Raw genomic sequence first — 15,686 nt, 5'->3', positions numbered from 1 at the left:
CAGAACGTTCGGGAAATGCGAAAAACGGCGCCGCGCGCTACATGGAACGCCACGGCATGGCAGACGCTCAGTCGTCTTTCGCGCGCGTGGAATTTGCCTCGTCGATCAGACGCGACATCTCCACGGCGCGCTCGATCGTCTTGTCGTAGTGGAAATGCAGCGTCGGCACCGTGTGGATATGCAGGCGCTTGAACAGCAGATTGCGCAGATGGCCGGCAGCGTGCGTCAGCGCTTCGAGCGTTTGCTGCGGGTCGCCCGTCAGCGTCGTGAAGTAGACCTTTGCGTGCGCGTAGTCGGGCGTCAGCTCGACGCTCTGAAATGTGACGATGCCGATGCGCGGATCCTTGACCTCGCGCAGCAGCTCAGCCAGGTCGCGCTGGATCTGATCGGCGATCTGCACGTTGCGATTGGGAGTAGTACGTTTCTTAGGCATGGTGTTGTGTGCTCCGCTAAGACGGATGCAAAAAATTGGTTCGCGCGAGCCGTGTTCGATATTCGTTCGATACGACGGCGTCGCGGTCGCCGCGGCGGGGTGAGAGTCCATTTGCGACGAACGCGGCAGCCAAGCCAGCAACAAACTCGACACTGCGGGCTCAAAAACAACGGGCGGAGCGGGCGTCAAGCCCGTTCCGCCCGTTGTGCCGTGCCGCGTGAATTACAGCGTACGCGCGACTTCGGTGACCTCGAAGACTTCGAACTGATCGCCTTCGACGATATCGTTGAAGTTCTTGATCGACATACCGCACTCGAAGCCCTGACGGACTTCCTTCACATCGTCCTTGAACCGCTTGAGCGAATCGAGTTCGCCCGTGAAGATGACGACGTTGTTGCGCAGCACGCGCACCGACGACGAGCGCTTGACGAAACCGTCCGTGACCATACAGCCGGCCACCGTGCCGACCTTCGGCACCTTGAATACCTGGCGTACTTCCACCGTGCCCGTCACGACTTCGCGCTTCTCCGGCGCCAGCATGCCCGACATTGCCGCCTTCACCTCATCCACGGCGTCGTAGATGATGTTGTAGTAGCGGATGTCGACGCCATTAGCTTCCGCGAGCTTGCGAGCCTGCGCATCCGCGCGGGTGTTGAAGCCGATGATGACCGCCTTCGACGCCGTCGCGAGATTGACGTCCGACTCGCTGATGCCGCCGACCGCTCCGTGCACGATCTGCACGCGTACTTCGTCGGTGGAGAGCTTCTGCAGCGACTGCACCAGCGCTTCCTGCGAACCCTGCACGTCGGCCTTGACGATGAGCGGCAGGTACTGCACTTCGCCCTCGCCCATCTGCTCGAGCATGTTCTCGAGCTTCGCGGCCTGCTGCTTTGCGAGCTTGACGTCGCGGAACTTGCCCTGACGGAACAGCGCAACTTCACGCGCCTTGCGCTCGTCCGGCATCACGATTACTTCTTCGCCAGCCTGCGGCACTTCCGACAGACCCTGGATTTCGACCGGGATCGACGGACCCGCGGACTTGGTCGGCTTGCCGGTTTCGTCGAGCATGGCACGCACGCGACCGTAGGCGCTGCCTGCCAGCACGACGTCGCCGCGGTTCAGCGTACCTGACTGGACGAGGATCGTTGCGACCGGACCCTTACCCTTGTCAAGCTTCGCTTCGATGACGAGGCCCTTGGCCGGCGATTCGACCGGTGCCTTCAGCTCCAGCACCTCGGCCTGCAGCAGCACGTTTTCGAGCAGATCGTCGATGCCCGCGCCGGTCTTCGCCGACACCGGCACGAACGGCGAGTCGCCGCCGTACTCTTCCGGCACGACGCCTTCCGTGACGAGCTCCTGCTTCACGCGCTCCGGATTCGCTTCCGGCTTGTCGATCTTGTTGATCGCGACGACGAGCGGCACGCCGCCAGCCTTCGCGTGGGAGATCGCTTCCTTCGTCTGCGGCATCACGCCGTCGTCGGCCGCCACCACCAGGATCACGATATCGGTCGCCTTCGCACCGCGGGCACGCATTGCCGTAAAGGCTTCGTGACCCGGCGTGTCGAGGAACGTGATCACTCCGCGCGGCGTTTCGACGTGGTAGGCGCCGATGTGCTGCGTAATACCGCCCGCTTCGCCTGCCGCAACCTTCGCGCGGCGGATGTAGTCGAGCAGCGAGGTCTTGCCGTGGTCGACGTGGCCCATCACCGTGACGACCGGCGGACGTGGCAGCGCTTCGGCGTCGCTCGCTTCGCCTTCGACCAGCATGGCTTCCGGATCGTCCAGCTTCGCCGCGAGCGCATGGTGGCCCAGTTCCTCGACGATGATCATCGCCGTTTCCTGGTCCAGCATCTGGTTGATCGTGACCATCTGGCCGAGCTTCATCATCACCTTGATGACTTCCGAAGCCTTCACCGCCATCTTGTGCGCGAGATCCGCGACCGTGACGGTTTCCGGCACATGCACTTCACGCACGATCGGTTCGGTCGGCGCCTGGAACGTGGTGCTCTGCTCCTGATGCTTGCCACGCCCCTTCGGACCGCCGCGCCAGCCACGATCGACGCCGCCGCTCGAATCGCCGCGCGTCTTGATGCCGCGGCGCTTCGCTGCATCGTCCTGCCAGCCGCTCTTACCGCCGCCCGGCTTCTTCTTGTCGCCCGCCGACGGTGCGCTCGCGGGCGCCGGAGTCGCGGCGGTTGCCGGCTTTCTCGCTGCCGGGCGCGCCGGTGCTTCACCAGCCGGACGCGCCGGCTTATGCAGCGTGCCCTTGGCTTCGGCCGCCTTGGCCGGCTCGGCGGGCTTCGGTGCCGGTTCCGGCGCCTTCACCTGCGCCCTTGCGCGGCGTGTTCATCATTTCGCGAATCGCGCGCGCTTCGGCTTCGGCCGCCGCGCGGCGCTTGGCGATTTCTTCCTGTTCGGCGCGCGCCTTTTCGGCGGCCACGCGGGCGGCGTCTTCCGCTTTCTTCGCGGCTTCGCGTTGCGCGGCGCGTTCCGCTGCCGCGCGTTCGTCGTCCTGCTCGTTTGCCTTCTCGGCAACCGGTGCAGCGGCTTTCGCCGCCGCCTGCTGGGCCTTCTCGCGAGCCGCCGCCTCGGCCGTAGCCGCTGCGCGCTTCTTTGCATCTTCTTCCGCGCGCTGACGCTCGGCTTCCGCGGCCTGCTCGCGCGCCTGACGGTCGACTTCTTCGCGCTCGAGCTGTTCCTGGCGCGCCTTCAGCTCCTGCGCCTGCTTTTCGAGCAGCTCAGCTTCGTGACGTGCTTCTTCCTCACGACGCTGCAGTTCGAGATCTTCTGCGTCCGCGTTCTCGGCCACATGATTCGATGCATCCCCGCCTTCCGCGACAGTCTCGTCGCGGCGGACGAACGTGCGCTTCTTGCGCACCTCGACCTGAATGGTGCGAGCTTTGCCCGTCGCATCGGACTGCTTGATCTCCGACGTATGCCGTTTCGTCAGCGTGATCTTGCGCTTGTCTGCATCAGTCGAGCCGTGAGACTTGCGCAAGTGGTCGAGCAGACGCGCCTTGTCCGTTTCGGACAAGGAGTCGGCTTCGCTCGCTTTTGTGACGCCAGCTGCCTGCAGCTGCTCAAGCAGCACGCCTGCAGGCATTTTCAGTTCCGCGGCAAATTGGGCTACGTTGTTACTCGCCATTCATTCCTCTTAATGCAAGGACCGATTCCTTGCGGTTAGCATCGGGTCATGCGGCCTGACGGCCGCGTTCAATTCAGTGCGCCATGGTCATTTCTCACTGGAACCAGTGTTCACGTGCTTTCATGATCAACGCCTTAGCGGCATCCTCTCCCATCCCAGTCATCTCGACCAGTTCATCCACGGCCAGCTCGGCGAGTTCGTCGCGCGTCTGGATCTGATGTTCGGCCAGTTTCGCGAGCAGGTCGGCGTCCATGCCGTCCAGGCTCTTCAGGTCGAGCGCTACATTCTCGACCTTTTCTTCGTTCGCGATCGCCATCGTCAACAGCGCGTCGCGCGAGCGGTTGCGCAGTTCGTGAACGGTGTCTTCGTCGAATGCCTCGATTTCGAGCATTTCGTTGAGCGGCACGTAGGCGATCTCTTCAAGGCTCGTGAAGCCTTCGTCGATCAGGATGTCGGCGACTTCCTCGTCGACATCGAGACGCGCCATGAACAGGTCGCGCAGGACGCCGCGCTCCTGATTCTGCTTCTGCGCAGATTCGTCCGGCGTCATGATGTTGATCTGCCAGCCGGTGAGCTCGCTGGCAAGCCGCACGTTCTGGCCGCTGCGGCCGATCGCGACCGCGAGTTCGTTCTCGTCGACGACGACGTCCATCGAATGCTTTTCTTCATCGACGACGATCGACTGCACGGCTGCCGGCGCGAGCGCGCCGATCACGAACTGGGCGGGGTCTTCCGACCATAGCACGATGTCGACGTTTTCGCCACCGAGCTCGTTGCGTACGGCCTGCACGCGCGAGCCGCGAATACCGACGCAGGTGCCGATCGGATCGATGCGCTTGTCATAAGCCACCACGCCGATCTTTGCGCGCACGCCCGGATCGCGAGCCGCCGCCTTGATCTCGAGCAGGCCCTGCTCGATTTCCGGCACTTCCATCTCGAACAGCTTCATCAGGAATTCCGGCGCCGTACGCGACAGCTCGATCTGCGGACCACGCGCGGTGCGGTCGACCTTCGCGATATACGCGCGCACGCGGTCGCCCACCCGAAGGTTTTCCTTCGGGATCAGCTGGTCGCGGCGCAGCAACGCTTCGACGCGACCCGATTCGACGATGAAGTTGCCCTTGTCGAGGCGCTTCACCGAGCCGGTCATGATGTGTTCGCCGCGCTCGAGGAAGTCGTTCAGGATCTGCTCGCGCTCGGCGTCGCGCACCTTCTGCAGGATCACCTGCTTGGCGGCCTGCGCGCCGATACGGCCGAATTCGATCGACGGCACCGGCTCCTCGATGAACTCGTCGAGCTGAATATCGGGCTGCTGCTCGCGCGCCTCGAACAGCAGAATTTCCTGATCCGGTTCCTGCAGACCTGCTTCGTCCGGCACCACCTTCCAGCGGCGAAACGTTTCGTGCTCGCCGCTTTCACGGTCGATGTGGACGCGGATATCCGCATCTTCTTCGAAGAGTTTCTTGGAGGCCGAAGCGAGAGCCGCTTCGAGCGCGGCAAATACCACGTCCTTATCGACATTCTTCTCGCGTGCCAGCGCATCCACCAGCATCAACACTTCGCGACTCATTGTTTGCGGCTCCTAAAGTCAACTTTCGGAACAAGGCGCGCCTTGTCCATGTCCGCGAGCGTGAAATCGAGCATCGCGGCCCCTTCTTTTCCTTCAAATTCCAGACCGATCGTCTCGCCTTGCGGAGCACGCAAAATGCCCCGGTACGATTTCCGACCGTCCAATGGCTTTTTCAGTGTGATAACCGCTTCGCTGCCCGCGAAACGTTCAAAATCCGCCAGTTTCTTCAGCGGGCGATCGAGACCGGGTGACGATACTTCGAGCCGCTCGTAATCGATATTTTCGACCGTCAGAACGTGCTGGAGCTGACGCGTGACTTTCTCGCAGTCTTCGATTGCGATGCCGGCTGGCTGGTCGATATAGATACACAACATGCCGCGCCCGGTGCGCTCGAGATCGACGAGCTCGTAGCCGAGTCCCACGACCGTGGTTTCAATCAGTTCCGTCAGTTGCACAGTGCCCTCTTAGATGTTCGCGCAGCGAGCCTCGCCTCTTCTGCAAACAACCAATGCGGGCCGCGCGCCAAGCCGGCGCACGTTCGTGCGAACCCGAGATGCCGAACCACGATGAACTGAGCGGCAAAAAAAAATGGGCTGAACGCCCATCATCTTATTGCCGGTGGTCGCACCTGAGCCGCACATGAAACCGTACGCCCAGCGACTTCGCGATTGTAGCCATTTTCCGGCCCAAACGCAATCCGCGGAACGCCGGGCGATGTGCATTTCCGCTTGAATTGATAGGAATCTTTCGACAATGTGGCGGCAAATCCGGGCTTTTGCAAGGTCGCCCGAGCCGTCGGGACGGGCTACGCCAACACTTTGCGGCGATGCGTCCTGTCGGTCTTCAGCGCAGTTTCGCACGGCGTTTGACACATCGGAACGCCGTGCGAACGCGGCAAACAAGAGGCGGCATAAAATCGCCAAAAACGATAAACGGCTCGGCCGGGAAGCACTCGACATTGCTAGTCAGTATGCAGTATGACTCCCGTGAGGCAATGGCTGGCCCGCCGTAAGGAATCAAGCGCGGGTTAGCATTGCAGCCAGAGCAGCACAGTGCGGACACGGCCGCTCCCGGCGATTTCCGGCACGGCGGCCAGCATGGAAGACGATAGCACGCTGTGCGTCGGTCTCGATGTACACAAGGACTCGATCAAAGTCGCGTATGCGCCGGGCTCGGGCGAAGTCGAACTGCTGGGCAAGATCGGTATGACGCAGGCTGATATCGATCACCTGTGCAGGCGCCTGCAGTCGAAAGTGCGGCACATCTGCGTTGTCTGCGAGGCCGGTCCATGCGGCTACGGACTTTACCGGCAGTTCGTGCAGAAGGGATTCGGGTGCATCGTGTGCGCCCGATCGCTGATTCCGAAAAAACCGGGTGAACGGGTCAAGACTGAGCGACGTGATGCGATCAAGCTTGTGCGGTCTTTGCGCGCCGGTGACCTCTCCGCGGTGTACGTGCCGAGCGACGACGACGAAGCGTTCCGCGATCTGGCACGGACGTGGGTGGCGCCAAAGACGACCTGAAGCGCGCACGGCAACGCGTGAAGGCCTTTCTACTCTCGCTTGGGACGAGTAACCCGCGACCAGGCTACGCAACGGACTACTGCATCCGACTTGCGGTTCCAGATAGCGGCAGGCTCATTGGGCGGACATCTGTAGTGCGGTACCCAACCCGCGGATATCAGCTTGATCCACCGCCGAAATGTACTGCTACGCCGCCCTGAGGAAATTCCGGCAACGTGAATTCGAGAAACTAAAAACCCGATCCCAATTGACACCGGGAGTCATATCAGCCTGGCAGGTCATGCGAACTGCACCAAAGGGTATGGCCGTTCAACGGCCACCCCTCAAACGCGGTACAGCGCCCCGCTCAACGGCCGCGCGAGCGACCGCGCGCCGTGCCGCCGCCACGATTCGCGCCGCCCGAACCCGCGTTGCCGCCGGCACGGTTGGCGTTGCCGCCACGATTGCCGCCCGGCCCGCGATTGCCGCCGCTGTCGCCGGACGCGCCGGCACGCTTGCCGCCAGTGCGCGCACGGTTGCCGTTGGGCGACGACGCGCGGTTGCCGTCGACGTCGCGGCCGCGCTGCCCCCCGGCGCCGCGATTGCCCACACCGACACCAGAACCAGTGCCGCCCCCCATCCCCGCGCCGAAGCCACCGCCCGCCGCGCCACGGCGACCCTGTCCGCGCGGCTGCTGCTCGAAGCGGCTGTGCGACATCAACACCGGCTCGCGGTTGATAAAGCCCATCGACGTCTGCATCGGATCCGGCTGACGACGCTCCGGCGCCGCATTGCGGCTACCGCGCTCCTCAGTCGGCGCCTTCAGGCCGACCGATGCCATCAGTGCGCGCACCTGATTGTCCTCGAGTTCTTCCCAGCGGCCGCGCTTCAGACCACGCGGCAGGGAGATCGGGCCGTGGCGCGTACGGATCAGCCGGCTGACCATCAGGCCGGCCGCTTCGAACATGCGGCGTACTTCGCGATTCCGCCCTTCGGCGAGCGCGACGTGGTACCAGTGATTCGTGCCTTCGCCGCCGCCGTCGCGGATGCGCAAGAAATTCGCCGGGCCGTCCTCGAGTTCGACGCCGTTTAGCAGCTTCTGACGCATACCCTCGGCGAGTTCGCCGACGACACGCACCGCGTATTCGCGCTCGACGCTATAACGCGGATGCATGAACCGGTTCGCGAGATCGCCCGAGGTGGTCAGCATCAGCAGACCTTCAGTGTTGAAGTCGAGACGCCCGACCGCGACCCACTTGGCGGTTTTCATCGGTGGCAGCTTGTCGAACACCGATGGACGGCCTTCCGGGTCCGCGTGGCTGACGATTTCGCCGGTCGGTTTGTGGTACAGCAGCACGCGCGGAGGCTTGCCGGCGACCTTGCGCTTGACCGGCTTGCCGTTGATGCGGACCTGGTCGGTCGGCATGATGCGCTGGCCGATGTGCGCCGGTTCGCCGTTCACCGACACGCGGCCGGCGATGATCAGCTCTTCCATGTCGCGGCGCGAGCCCATGCCCGCCTCGGCGAGCACCTTGTGCAGCTTCGGCGCGTCGTCATCGGGCGACAGCACGCGCTTCGGGCCCGCTGCCTTGCCGTGGCGCAGCATCGGCGCGCGTACGCCGCCAGTCGTGGTGTTGTCGGCATCGAATGCGGGCGACGTCACGTATGAGAACAGATCGTCCTGAGCTGACTCCGCGGCCGCATCGGCGCCGCGGCGATTCTGGCGCTGGCCCTCACGTTGACCTTCGCGCGGCTGACGTTCGCGCTGGTCTTCGCGTGATGCGCCCTCGCGCTTCGCACCGCCAGCGTTACGACGCCCGCTCTGTTTCGCGCCCGCGTCCTTGCGCGGCGTGCGCACCTTGGCGACGACCTCGCCGTCCGGCGGCGTTTCGGCGACGACCGGCGCGCCTTGCATGGGCGCGCCCTCGGCTGCCTTCGTCTTCGCGCCGGCGCGGCGTCGCGCGATCAGGCTGCGCGGCCCGCGACGCAGACCGCGGCGGGGGCGCTCTTCGCCCTCTGCTTCCGCGCCATGAGCCGGGCGCTCGCCCTCGCCTGCCGCCGCTTGCGTAGTGCGTTCGTCGGTCCGCGCCGACGGCACGGGGCGCTCGGATTCGGACGAATCGGTGTCGTGGGTATGTGTCAAAACAACCTCAAAATGTCAGGTCGCGCGCGCCCGTTGCGGGCGCGGCAAAAAAGTTCGGTTACGTCAGGCGCTGCGCGACTCGGTTTCGTCGTCGGTCAGAAAGCCTGCGTCCTGCGCGGCATCGCGGCGATCCTCGGGATCGTCGTGCGCCGCCTCGATCGGGTTCGGCTCGGCAGCGTGCTCCGTATTGCGAGCCACGCCCGAGCCGTGCGCGGGTGTTGCCGGATCGGTCTGGGCGACCGGATCGTAATGCTGTGCCGAGCCGGCGACGCTGGCATGCGCTGCCGCGGGTGCCGGTTCGGGCTGTTGTTGCATGTCGTGCGGCGCGCTCGACGCGTCTGACGCACTCGTCGTGCCGGCCTGCCCGGTCGCTTCCGCACGGGGCTCCGGTTCGAGCGTCGACTCGGCTACCGTCTCGGGCGGCGCTGCTTCAAATCCCGACGCGGCGTGCTGCGCCGCTTCCGGCGGAGCCGGCTCGCCAGCCTCACCCACGATGTCGTGCCCGGCAACCTGCACCGGCTGCTGCATGCTTTGCGCGTCGCCCTCGGCAAACTCGATCGCGTGCTGACCCAGCAGATCCGCGTTCAGTTGTGCGGACGGATCGGCAAGCGGAGGCAACTCGTCAAGCGCCGTTAGACCAAGGTCATCGAGGAACTGCCGCGTGGTCGCATACAGCGCCGGACGCCCCGGCACGTCGCGATGACCGATCACCTCGATCCAGCCGCGATCCTCGAGCTGCTTGACGACCTGCGTATTCACCGTCACACCGCGAATTTCTTCGATATCGCCCCGTGTCACCGGTTGCCGGTAGGCAATGATCGCGAGCGTTTCGAGCACCGCGCGCGAATATTTCGGCGGTTTTTCCGGATGCAGCCGATCCAGGTACGAACGCATCGCGGGCTTGCTTTGAAACCGCCAGCCCGACGCCAGCCCGACCAGCTCCACACCGCGCCCAGACCAGTCCCGCTTCAGGTCTTCGAGCAAGGTCCGAACAGTGTCCGCCGACACGCCGTCGGCAAAGAGCTTGCGCAATTCGCCGAGCTTTAACGGCTCCTGCGCGCAGATCAAGGCAGTCTCGAGGACGATCTTCGCCTCTTGGGTATTCATGCAGCTAGGTCAGACCCTGTGGTCAAAGAACCGGATCAAACAGACGATGTGGAACTGAAGACGCGCTCGCCCGATTCTGATCGGTCATATTGATGGGAGCACGCACCGGGGGGTGGCGAACAGACTTATCGAGCCAGACCCAGCCGGACGGAGCGGCGATATTCCTGAAAGGAATCGCGTGACTGAGCGCCATATTACGCAAAAACGACCGGGGCGTAAAGCCGCGATCTGCCGTGCATCTTCTGCTGCGGCGCTGACCGGTGTAGCCGCGCCCGCCCGCGTCGAGTCGACAGCAAGAAGATTCTCACGATTCGCGGCTTTTCGCCGCTCGCGGTACGTCAACACGAAGCGCGGGGGGCGTACGAGGCCGCATGATCAGGCCCCGGCGTGGCGCGCCAGAAACCGCGTCAAGCGCTCGACGCCGGCATCGAGCCGCACCGTATCGCACGCATAGCACCAGCGCACGAACCCCTCGCCCTGCGGCCCGAACGCGCTGCCCGGTGCCACGCCGAGCCCGACCTCCCGCACCATCGCCTTGCACAAATCGAGACTGCGCGTCGAGCCCGGCATCGAGAAGAACAGATACATCGCGCCCAGCGGGGCCTTCACATCGACGCCGGGAACCGCCGACAGCGCGCGCACCAGATGATCGCGCGACGTCCTCAGGTCGCGCACCAGCTGCTGCGTAAAACGCTCGCCCTGCTCGAGCGCCGCGATGCCCGCCTGCTGCACGAACGACGGCGCGCACGACGTGTTGTACTCGACCAGCTTCGCCAGGTCGTCCATCAACGCGGTCGGCGCGACGATCCAGCCGAGCCGCCACCCCGTCATCAGCCAGGCTTTCGAGAACGAATTCACGCAGATCACGCGTTCGTCGCGTGTCGCGAGGTCGAGAAACGATGGCGCGGTGCGCACACCGGCCGCCTGGGCAGCGTCATCGCCGGGATAGTAGAGCCGCTCATAGACCTCGTCCGCGACGATCCAGATGCCGTGCCGCCGGCAGTGTTCGAGCACGCTGCGCTGGTCGTCGCGGTTCATCACCCAGCCGGTGGGGTTGTTCGGCGAGTTGATCATCAGCATCTTCGTGTCAGGTGTCAGCGCGGTCAGCAATCGCCCGACGTCGAGCTCCCACCCGCGTTCGCCGTAGCCGAGCGCGACGGTTTCGACATGCGCGCCGAGAATCTTCGGGATTTCGACCAGATTCGGCCATAGCGGCGTCACCGCGACGACGCGGTCGCCGCCGCCGACCACCAGCTGCGCGACGAGCATCAGCGCGTTGACGCCCGCGCTCGTGACCGCGACGTGCTCGGGCGACGTCGCCCCGTGCAACTCGCTGACGTAGCCCGCAAGTGCCGCGCGCAATGGCGCGATGCCGAGATTGTGCGTGTAAAACGTCGCGCCGGCGGCGAGCGCGGCGCTCGCGGCGTCGCGAATGAATGCGGGTGTGACGCGATCGGACTCGCCGAACCAGAACGGCAGCACGTCGTCGACGCCGAAACCGGCGTTCGCGACTTCACGGATTTGCGATGGACGCAGCGCGCGTACGGCGTCGCGCGCATTCGGGATGGAGAGCACGGGCAGGTCCAATTCGCTCATCGAGGCTTCCGGGTGGGTGAAGGATAAGAGGCTCGGGGCGCAACCGCGAAGGCGTGCGCGATGAAGATGGTAGTTTAACGCGCCGGGTAACCGGACAGCGGCGCAGCGAGTAGCGGTAGGCGGCGTGTGGGCGGCGGGCCGCGCCCGGCGCCAATCCACCAGTCGAACGGATCGCACGCGATCCCGCCCGTTAATTCAACTCCTCGGCCCGGCCCGGCAACTGGCGGATCAGATTCCACACCGCCTCGGCCGCGGGCGACAGCGACCGGTCGCGCCGCCGCACCAGTTCGACGAGGCGTTCCGCGCGCGGCACCAGCGGACGCGCGACCAGCGACGCCCCCGCCGGCAGCGGCAGCGCGAGCCACGGCAGCACGCTGATCCCGACGCCCGCCTCGACGAGCCCGAACACCGTCGCCGAATGGCCGAGTTCCTGCACCACGGTGGCGCTCACGCCCTGCGCCTGCATCACGGCATCGATGAGGGGGCGGCTGCCGGACGCATAATCGAGCATCACGAGTTGCTCGCCGTCGAGGTCCTTCCACGTAACCTGCTTGCGCGCGGCGAGCCGGTGATCGTCACGCGACACGATGCAGAACGAGTCCGTCATCAGCGTCTCGCTGAGCAGATCGTCGTCGGAGAACGGGCCGATGATCACGCCGAAGTCCACTTCACCCGACTTCACCTTGCGCACTACGTCGCTTTGCACGTCGTCGCGCAGCCCAAGCGTCACGTAAGGAAACTGCTGTCCGCACGACGCGACTACGCGCGGCATCAACCGGCACGCGACGGTCGGGCTCGCCGCGACCACCACGCGTCCGCGGCGCTGCTCGCCGATTTCGCGGATCTCGCGCAACGCGTCGTCGAGATCCCCCAGCAGCCGCGACACACTCGCCACGAGGTTGCCGCCTACGTCGGTTAGTTGCACTTCGCGCGTCGTGCGATCGATGAGCTTCAGGCCGATCTCGCTTTCGAGCTCGCGTACGCAGCGACTGACCGCCGACTGCGTGAGGCCGATTTCGGCGCCGGCCCGACTGAAGCTTTGCAAGCGCGCCACCTCGATGAAAACCCTGAGCTGTCGCAGCGTCACATTCATTTGTTCACCTCATCAATAGCGCAGCTTGATGCGCATTGTACGACCAAATACATGCGGCATAGCACCGTCCACGTGGGCGCTGCAATGCAGCAAAAAAGCGCGAACGCACGCCGGCCGGGCTTTTCTGCCCCAGATTGGTGATTGTCCCGATTTGCGAGATGGGTTTTTTGGATTCTTATACGGCCCTGGCTGGCGCCCGCGTTGGCCCGCCGCCACGGGGCTTTCAGGCAATCGGCAGCAGATTGGCACACTTCGTGCGTTGTGAAACGCACAGGGAGGGCGCCCTGATTTCCGATGGCAATCCGTGGCAAGCCCGTCCCCTTTGGCACTCGCCTATCGAGTGCGTGAAGAGTGCGCGGCGCGGGGCAGCGCACCGGAGTTAGCTTCGCTGAGGTGAAACATGATGCTGTTCGACGATTTGAGAGATAACGAATGGGCGCTGGTCGAGGCTTTGTTCTGCGCCGAGCCGGCGCGCAGCGAACGGCGCGGTCGACCGCGCGTGGAAGCTCGGGCGGTGGTCAACGCCGTGCTTTGGGTGTTGTCGACAGGCGAAGGCTGGTCCAAGTTGCCGGGCCGCTACCCGTCCCCCCCGACTTGCCGCCGGCGCTTCGACGAGTGGCAAGCCGATGGCACGCTCGCTGAAATTGTGAAACGGCTTGGCACGAGCGGCCGCGAAATCTCGCTGCGCGGCCGGATCGGCGCAACGGCCGCGAAACCGCCGGCACCGCCGAGCCGCGACCGCCTACGCGGCGCGTTCTGGACCAATCCGGAATCGTGGCGCGCGCCGGTCAAGATGGCCTGACGCGAAACTACGCGGTCACCGGGCGCCTGTAGGCGCCCGGTTTTTTATCCAGCCGACTTTCCACGATTACGTGCGCGCCCACGACCCGCCAGCATTTGACGGTCGCCGCGAGACGCTGTCTTCTCCGCTTCGCGCGCCCCTTTCGTCGCGCCTCCTGCACGACCGCCACAGCGCTCCTTGCGCGCTGCCTCAGACTGCCAAACTACCCGATAGCTCCGGGTGAAACATCCATTTACTATTAATTACAGCGTGCTTTCGTCCCCCGGCATACGTTAATACTTATGCAAACAGGCCTTGAGTCGAGGGGCTCGAGGTTGAGGGGGATTTCGGAATGAAACCAATGTCACTGGTGTTGTGCGGCATTGTGATTTCATCGATGGCCGCGCCCGCAATTGCGCAACAACGCCCGCAAGGGTGGAACTGGCGCCCGGACCGCCAAGCCACGCTGGAAGCGTGGCAGCAGAGCGAGGCCCATAATCGCGACTTCACGCCGCCGACGCCGCGTGGCGATCTGCGCGGCGATATCGCCAGCAATGTGCGGGCACGGCCCGATGCGCCGCGTGAGGATCAGCGGCGGCGTTGATTTGCCAAGTCGCCGCTCGGACGGCGCGTCGCGCGACGCGGTGCCCAGTATCTTGCATTGCGCACTTACGATCGGGGAACCACCGGACGCGGCACCAGTCTGACTCAACGCCATTAGCACAGCGTGGCAGTAGTAATTCCGGTATGCCCGTATCTTCGTGATACGGGCTTTTTTTCGCCCTCGAGGCGTTGATGGCATGAAAGGCGCGCAACGGCAACGACCTGCGCGGATCGCGTCGCCGCCTTGTCGATGGGAAGCCGAGATTCGCCCCGGGACGCGCACGGCGACCGGTCGACGTCAGCGACGGCCCGCCGAGGGGGTGACAGGCCCGGGCGGACAGTGACTCAGTTCAGATAAGCGATGAACCTTGAGCTAAGATCTGACTTCGGCTGTCGCGGCGGACTGCGGTTCGGCCGCGCCGAGAACATAATCGTTCATGCGTTGCGCTGTCCATGTGAGCAGACGCTCGTCGTGCTCGAGTCGCGCAAACTCCGCTTTGCCGCGTTCGGTGAGCACTGCGATGTCGACGGGAGCATGAAAGCCTGGCGCCGGTGCGACGGTTCGCTGACGAACGGTGTCCATCAGCCCCAGCGCGCGAAGATATTGGAAGACACCCGGCCTTCTGGCCCAGGGAACCTGACGATATTGCGCTCGCCGCAGCGCTTCAAGTACCGCTTCGTTGGAATACGTGGTCATCTCACTTCTTTCTTAAAGTGCAGCTATGACACATTCATGCCCACGCGTCACTGCGCCACCGGCGACGCGCGTAGCACCCGCTCCTGGTCGGAAGGCTCGCCGCCTGTCTGACGGCGGATTTCCGCCAGGTGCTGCCTGGTCTCGTTTTCGGAACCCCCGTCAGAACGGCATGTTAGCGTTCTCTCCATGAACCGACGATGCAACCGCCGCGGCGCGATGGCAGGCCCGTGGATTTGTCCCGAAAGACATACGTTACCCCATTTAAATTGATTCTATTCACTTTATTAGCGCTTTTTTTTGCAGCAATCGTGCTATGGAAACGTGCGCGCCGGCCGCTCGTCGTCTGCATGATCGCGCTGTTCTGGCTGCTCGCGGCCGGCTGGCTAACCGCGCCACTGCTCGATCTGGCGCAGCCGCAACGACAGAGCGCCACGGCCGCCACCTTCGCGCCACGCACCGCGATCATCCTGCTCGGCGGCGGCACGGTCTACGACCACGACCACGTGCTGGTGCCACCGCGCGACGTACTCTCGCGCATCGAGGTCAGCGCGCAGAACTACGCGGCCTGCAAGCGCACGGCGAGCACGTGCCGGGTGATCGTCAGCGGCGGCAATCCGCAGCGGCATAGCGCGACCGAAGCCGACACCTACCTTCCCTATCTGCTGCGTCAGCAGGTGGCGCGCTCGGACATCGTGCTCGAGCAACGCAGCCGCACGACCTATGAGAACGCGCGCAACGTCTCGGTTATTGTCGGTCAATCACATTACGACACGTTGATACTCGTCACCTCCGCGTATCAGATGCCGCGTGCGCTGCTCGATTTTCAGCGCTTCGGCGTCGAGCCGCAGCCGCAGATTTCGAGCGCGCGGCGCGCGCGGATCGGCGTGCTGCCGCGCTTCGCCAATCTCGTGGCCGCGGAGATAGCATTGCATGAGCTAATCGGCCTCGCGCAATTTCACCTGTATCGCGCGATCGGCTGGTTCTGACGAACGATGTAGGCCGCTGCGCTCTCGCAC

The 15,686-nt window shown here is 64.4% G+C and carries 10 protein-coding genes and 3 pseudogenes; 4 read left to right on the top strand and 9 right to left on the bottom strand.

Annotated elements, in window-relative coordinates:
- Nucleotides 1–67 precede the first annotated feature (67 nt).
- The 4 genes and pseudogenes from rbfA to rimP all read right to left on the bottom strand — a co-directional run bounded on the left by rbfA (nt 68) and on the right by rimP (nt 5,603).
- Nucleotides 68–433, bottom strand: coding sequence for a 30S ribosome-binding factor RbfA (gene rbfA, locus OKW26_RS40445; RefSeq protein ID WP_008922231.1), 366 nt, complete (start codon nt 431–433; stop codon nt 68–70).
- Between the two features lie 222 nt (nt 434–655).
- Nucleotides 656–3,578, bottom strand: a pseudogene (gene infB, locus OKW26_RS40440) (translation initiation factor IF-2).
- Between the two features lie 94 nt (nt 3,579–3,672).
- Nucleotides 3,673–5,148: a transcription termination factor NusA gene (gene nusA / locus OKW26_RS40435; protein ID WP_176120042.1), complete on the bottom strand. Its 1,476-nt coding sequence runs from the start codon at nt 5,146–5,148 to the stop codon at nt 3,673–3,675.
- Complete coding sequence (rimP, locus tag OKW26_RS40430) at nt 5,145–5,603, bottom strand: ribosome maturation factor RimP (RefSeq protein WP_184066771.1); 459 nt, start codon at nt 5,601–5,603, stop codon at nt 5,145–5,147. Before rimP ends, nusA begins: the two co-directional genes overlap by 4 nt.
- A gap of 642 nt (nt 5,604–6,245) precedes the next feature.
- Here rimP and OKW26_RS40425 point away from each other — a divergent pair.
- Nucleotides 6,246–6,715 (top strand): annotated as a pseudogene (locus OKW26_RS40425) (IS110 family transposase); the annotation flags it as partial.
- Nucleotides 6,716–7,017: 302 nt separating this feature from the next.
- Here the strand turns inward: OKW26_RS40425 and rluB are convergent.
- The 4 genes from rluB to OKW26_RS40405 all read right to left on the bottom strand — a co-directional run bounded on the left by rluB (nt 7,018) and on the right by OKW26_RS40405 (nt 12,589).
- Entirely contained in the window at nt 7,018–8,793 is a 1,776-nt protein-coding gene (gene rluB / locus OKW26_RS40420; protein ID WP_429357032.1) for a 23S rRNA pseudouridine(2605) synthase RluB, read from the bottom strand.
- A 63-nt stretch (nt 8,794–8,856) separates the two neighbouring features.
- Complete coding sequence (gene scpB / locus OKW26_RS40415; RefSeq protein ID WP_429357031.1) at nt 8,857–9,900, bottom strand: SMC-Scp complex subunit ScpB; 1,044 nt, start codon at nt 9,898–9,900, stop codon at nt 8,857–8,859.
- Nucleotides 9,901–10,275: 375 nt separating this feature from the next.
- Nucleotides 10,276–11,496 (bottom strand): pyridoxal phosphate-dependent aminotransferase, encoded by a 1,221-nt coding sequence (locus OKW26_RS40410; RefSeq protein ID WP_429357030.1) that lies wholly within the window; start codon nt 11,494–11,496, stop codon nt 10,276–10,278.
- 190 nt (nt 11,497–11,686) lie between these two features.
- On the bottom strand, nt 11,687–12,589 hold the full coding sequence (locus tag OKW26_RS40405) for a LysR family transcriptional regulator (protein ID WP_184066760.1): 903 nt from the start codon (nt 12,587–12,589) through the stop codon (nt 11,687–11,689).
- Nucleotides 12,590–12,992: 403 nt separating this feature from the next.
- Between OKW26_RS40405 and OKW26_RS40400 the strand changes: the two are divergent.
- Both OKW26_RS40400 and OKW26_RS40395 read left to right on the top strand, forming a co-directional pair.
- Nucleotides 12,993–13,388: pseudogene (locus OKW26_RS40400) on the top strand (transposase); the annotation flags it as partial.
- A gap of 334 nt (nt 13,389–13,722) precedes the next feature.
- Nucleotides 13,723–13,974, top strand: a complete 252-nt coding sequence (locus tag OKW26_RS40395) for a hypothetical protein (RefSeq protein ID WP_090804114.1) — start codon at nt 13,723–13,725, stop codon at nt 13,972–13,974.
- Between the two features lie 372 nt (nt 13,975–14,346).
- On the opposite strand, the gene OKW26_RS40390 is transcribed toward OKW26_RS40395, so the two are convergent.
- Nucleotides 14,347–14,670 carry a hypothetical protein gene (locus OKW26_RS40390; RefSeq protein ID WP_018418368.1) on the bottom strand — a complete coding sequence of 108 codons (324 nt, stop codon included), beginning with the start codon at nt 14,668–14,670 and terminating at the stop codon, nt 14,347–14,349.
- A gap of 266 nt (nt 14,671–14,936) precedes the next feature.
- Between OKW26_RS40390 and OKW26_RS40385 the strand changes: the two genes are divergently transcribed.
- Complete coding sequence (locus tag OKW26_RS40385) at nt 14,937–15,656, top strand: YdcF family protein (RefSeq protein ID WP_429357029.1); 720 nt, start codon at nt 14,937–14,939, stop codon at nt 15,654–15,656.
- Nucleotides 15,657–15,686: the final 30 nt, after the last annotated feature.

It is taken from the genome of Paraburkholderia sp. 32 (assembly GCF_050435345.1).
GTDB classification, from domain to species: domain Bacteria; phylum Pseudomonadota; class Gammaproteobacteria; order Burkholderiales; family Burkholderiaceae; genus Paraburkholderia; species Paraburkholderia tuberum.
This window is presented reverse-complemented; position numbering and strand designations above follow the sequence as displayed.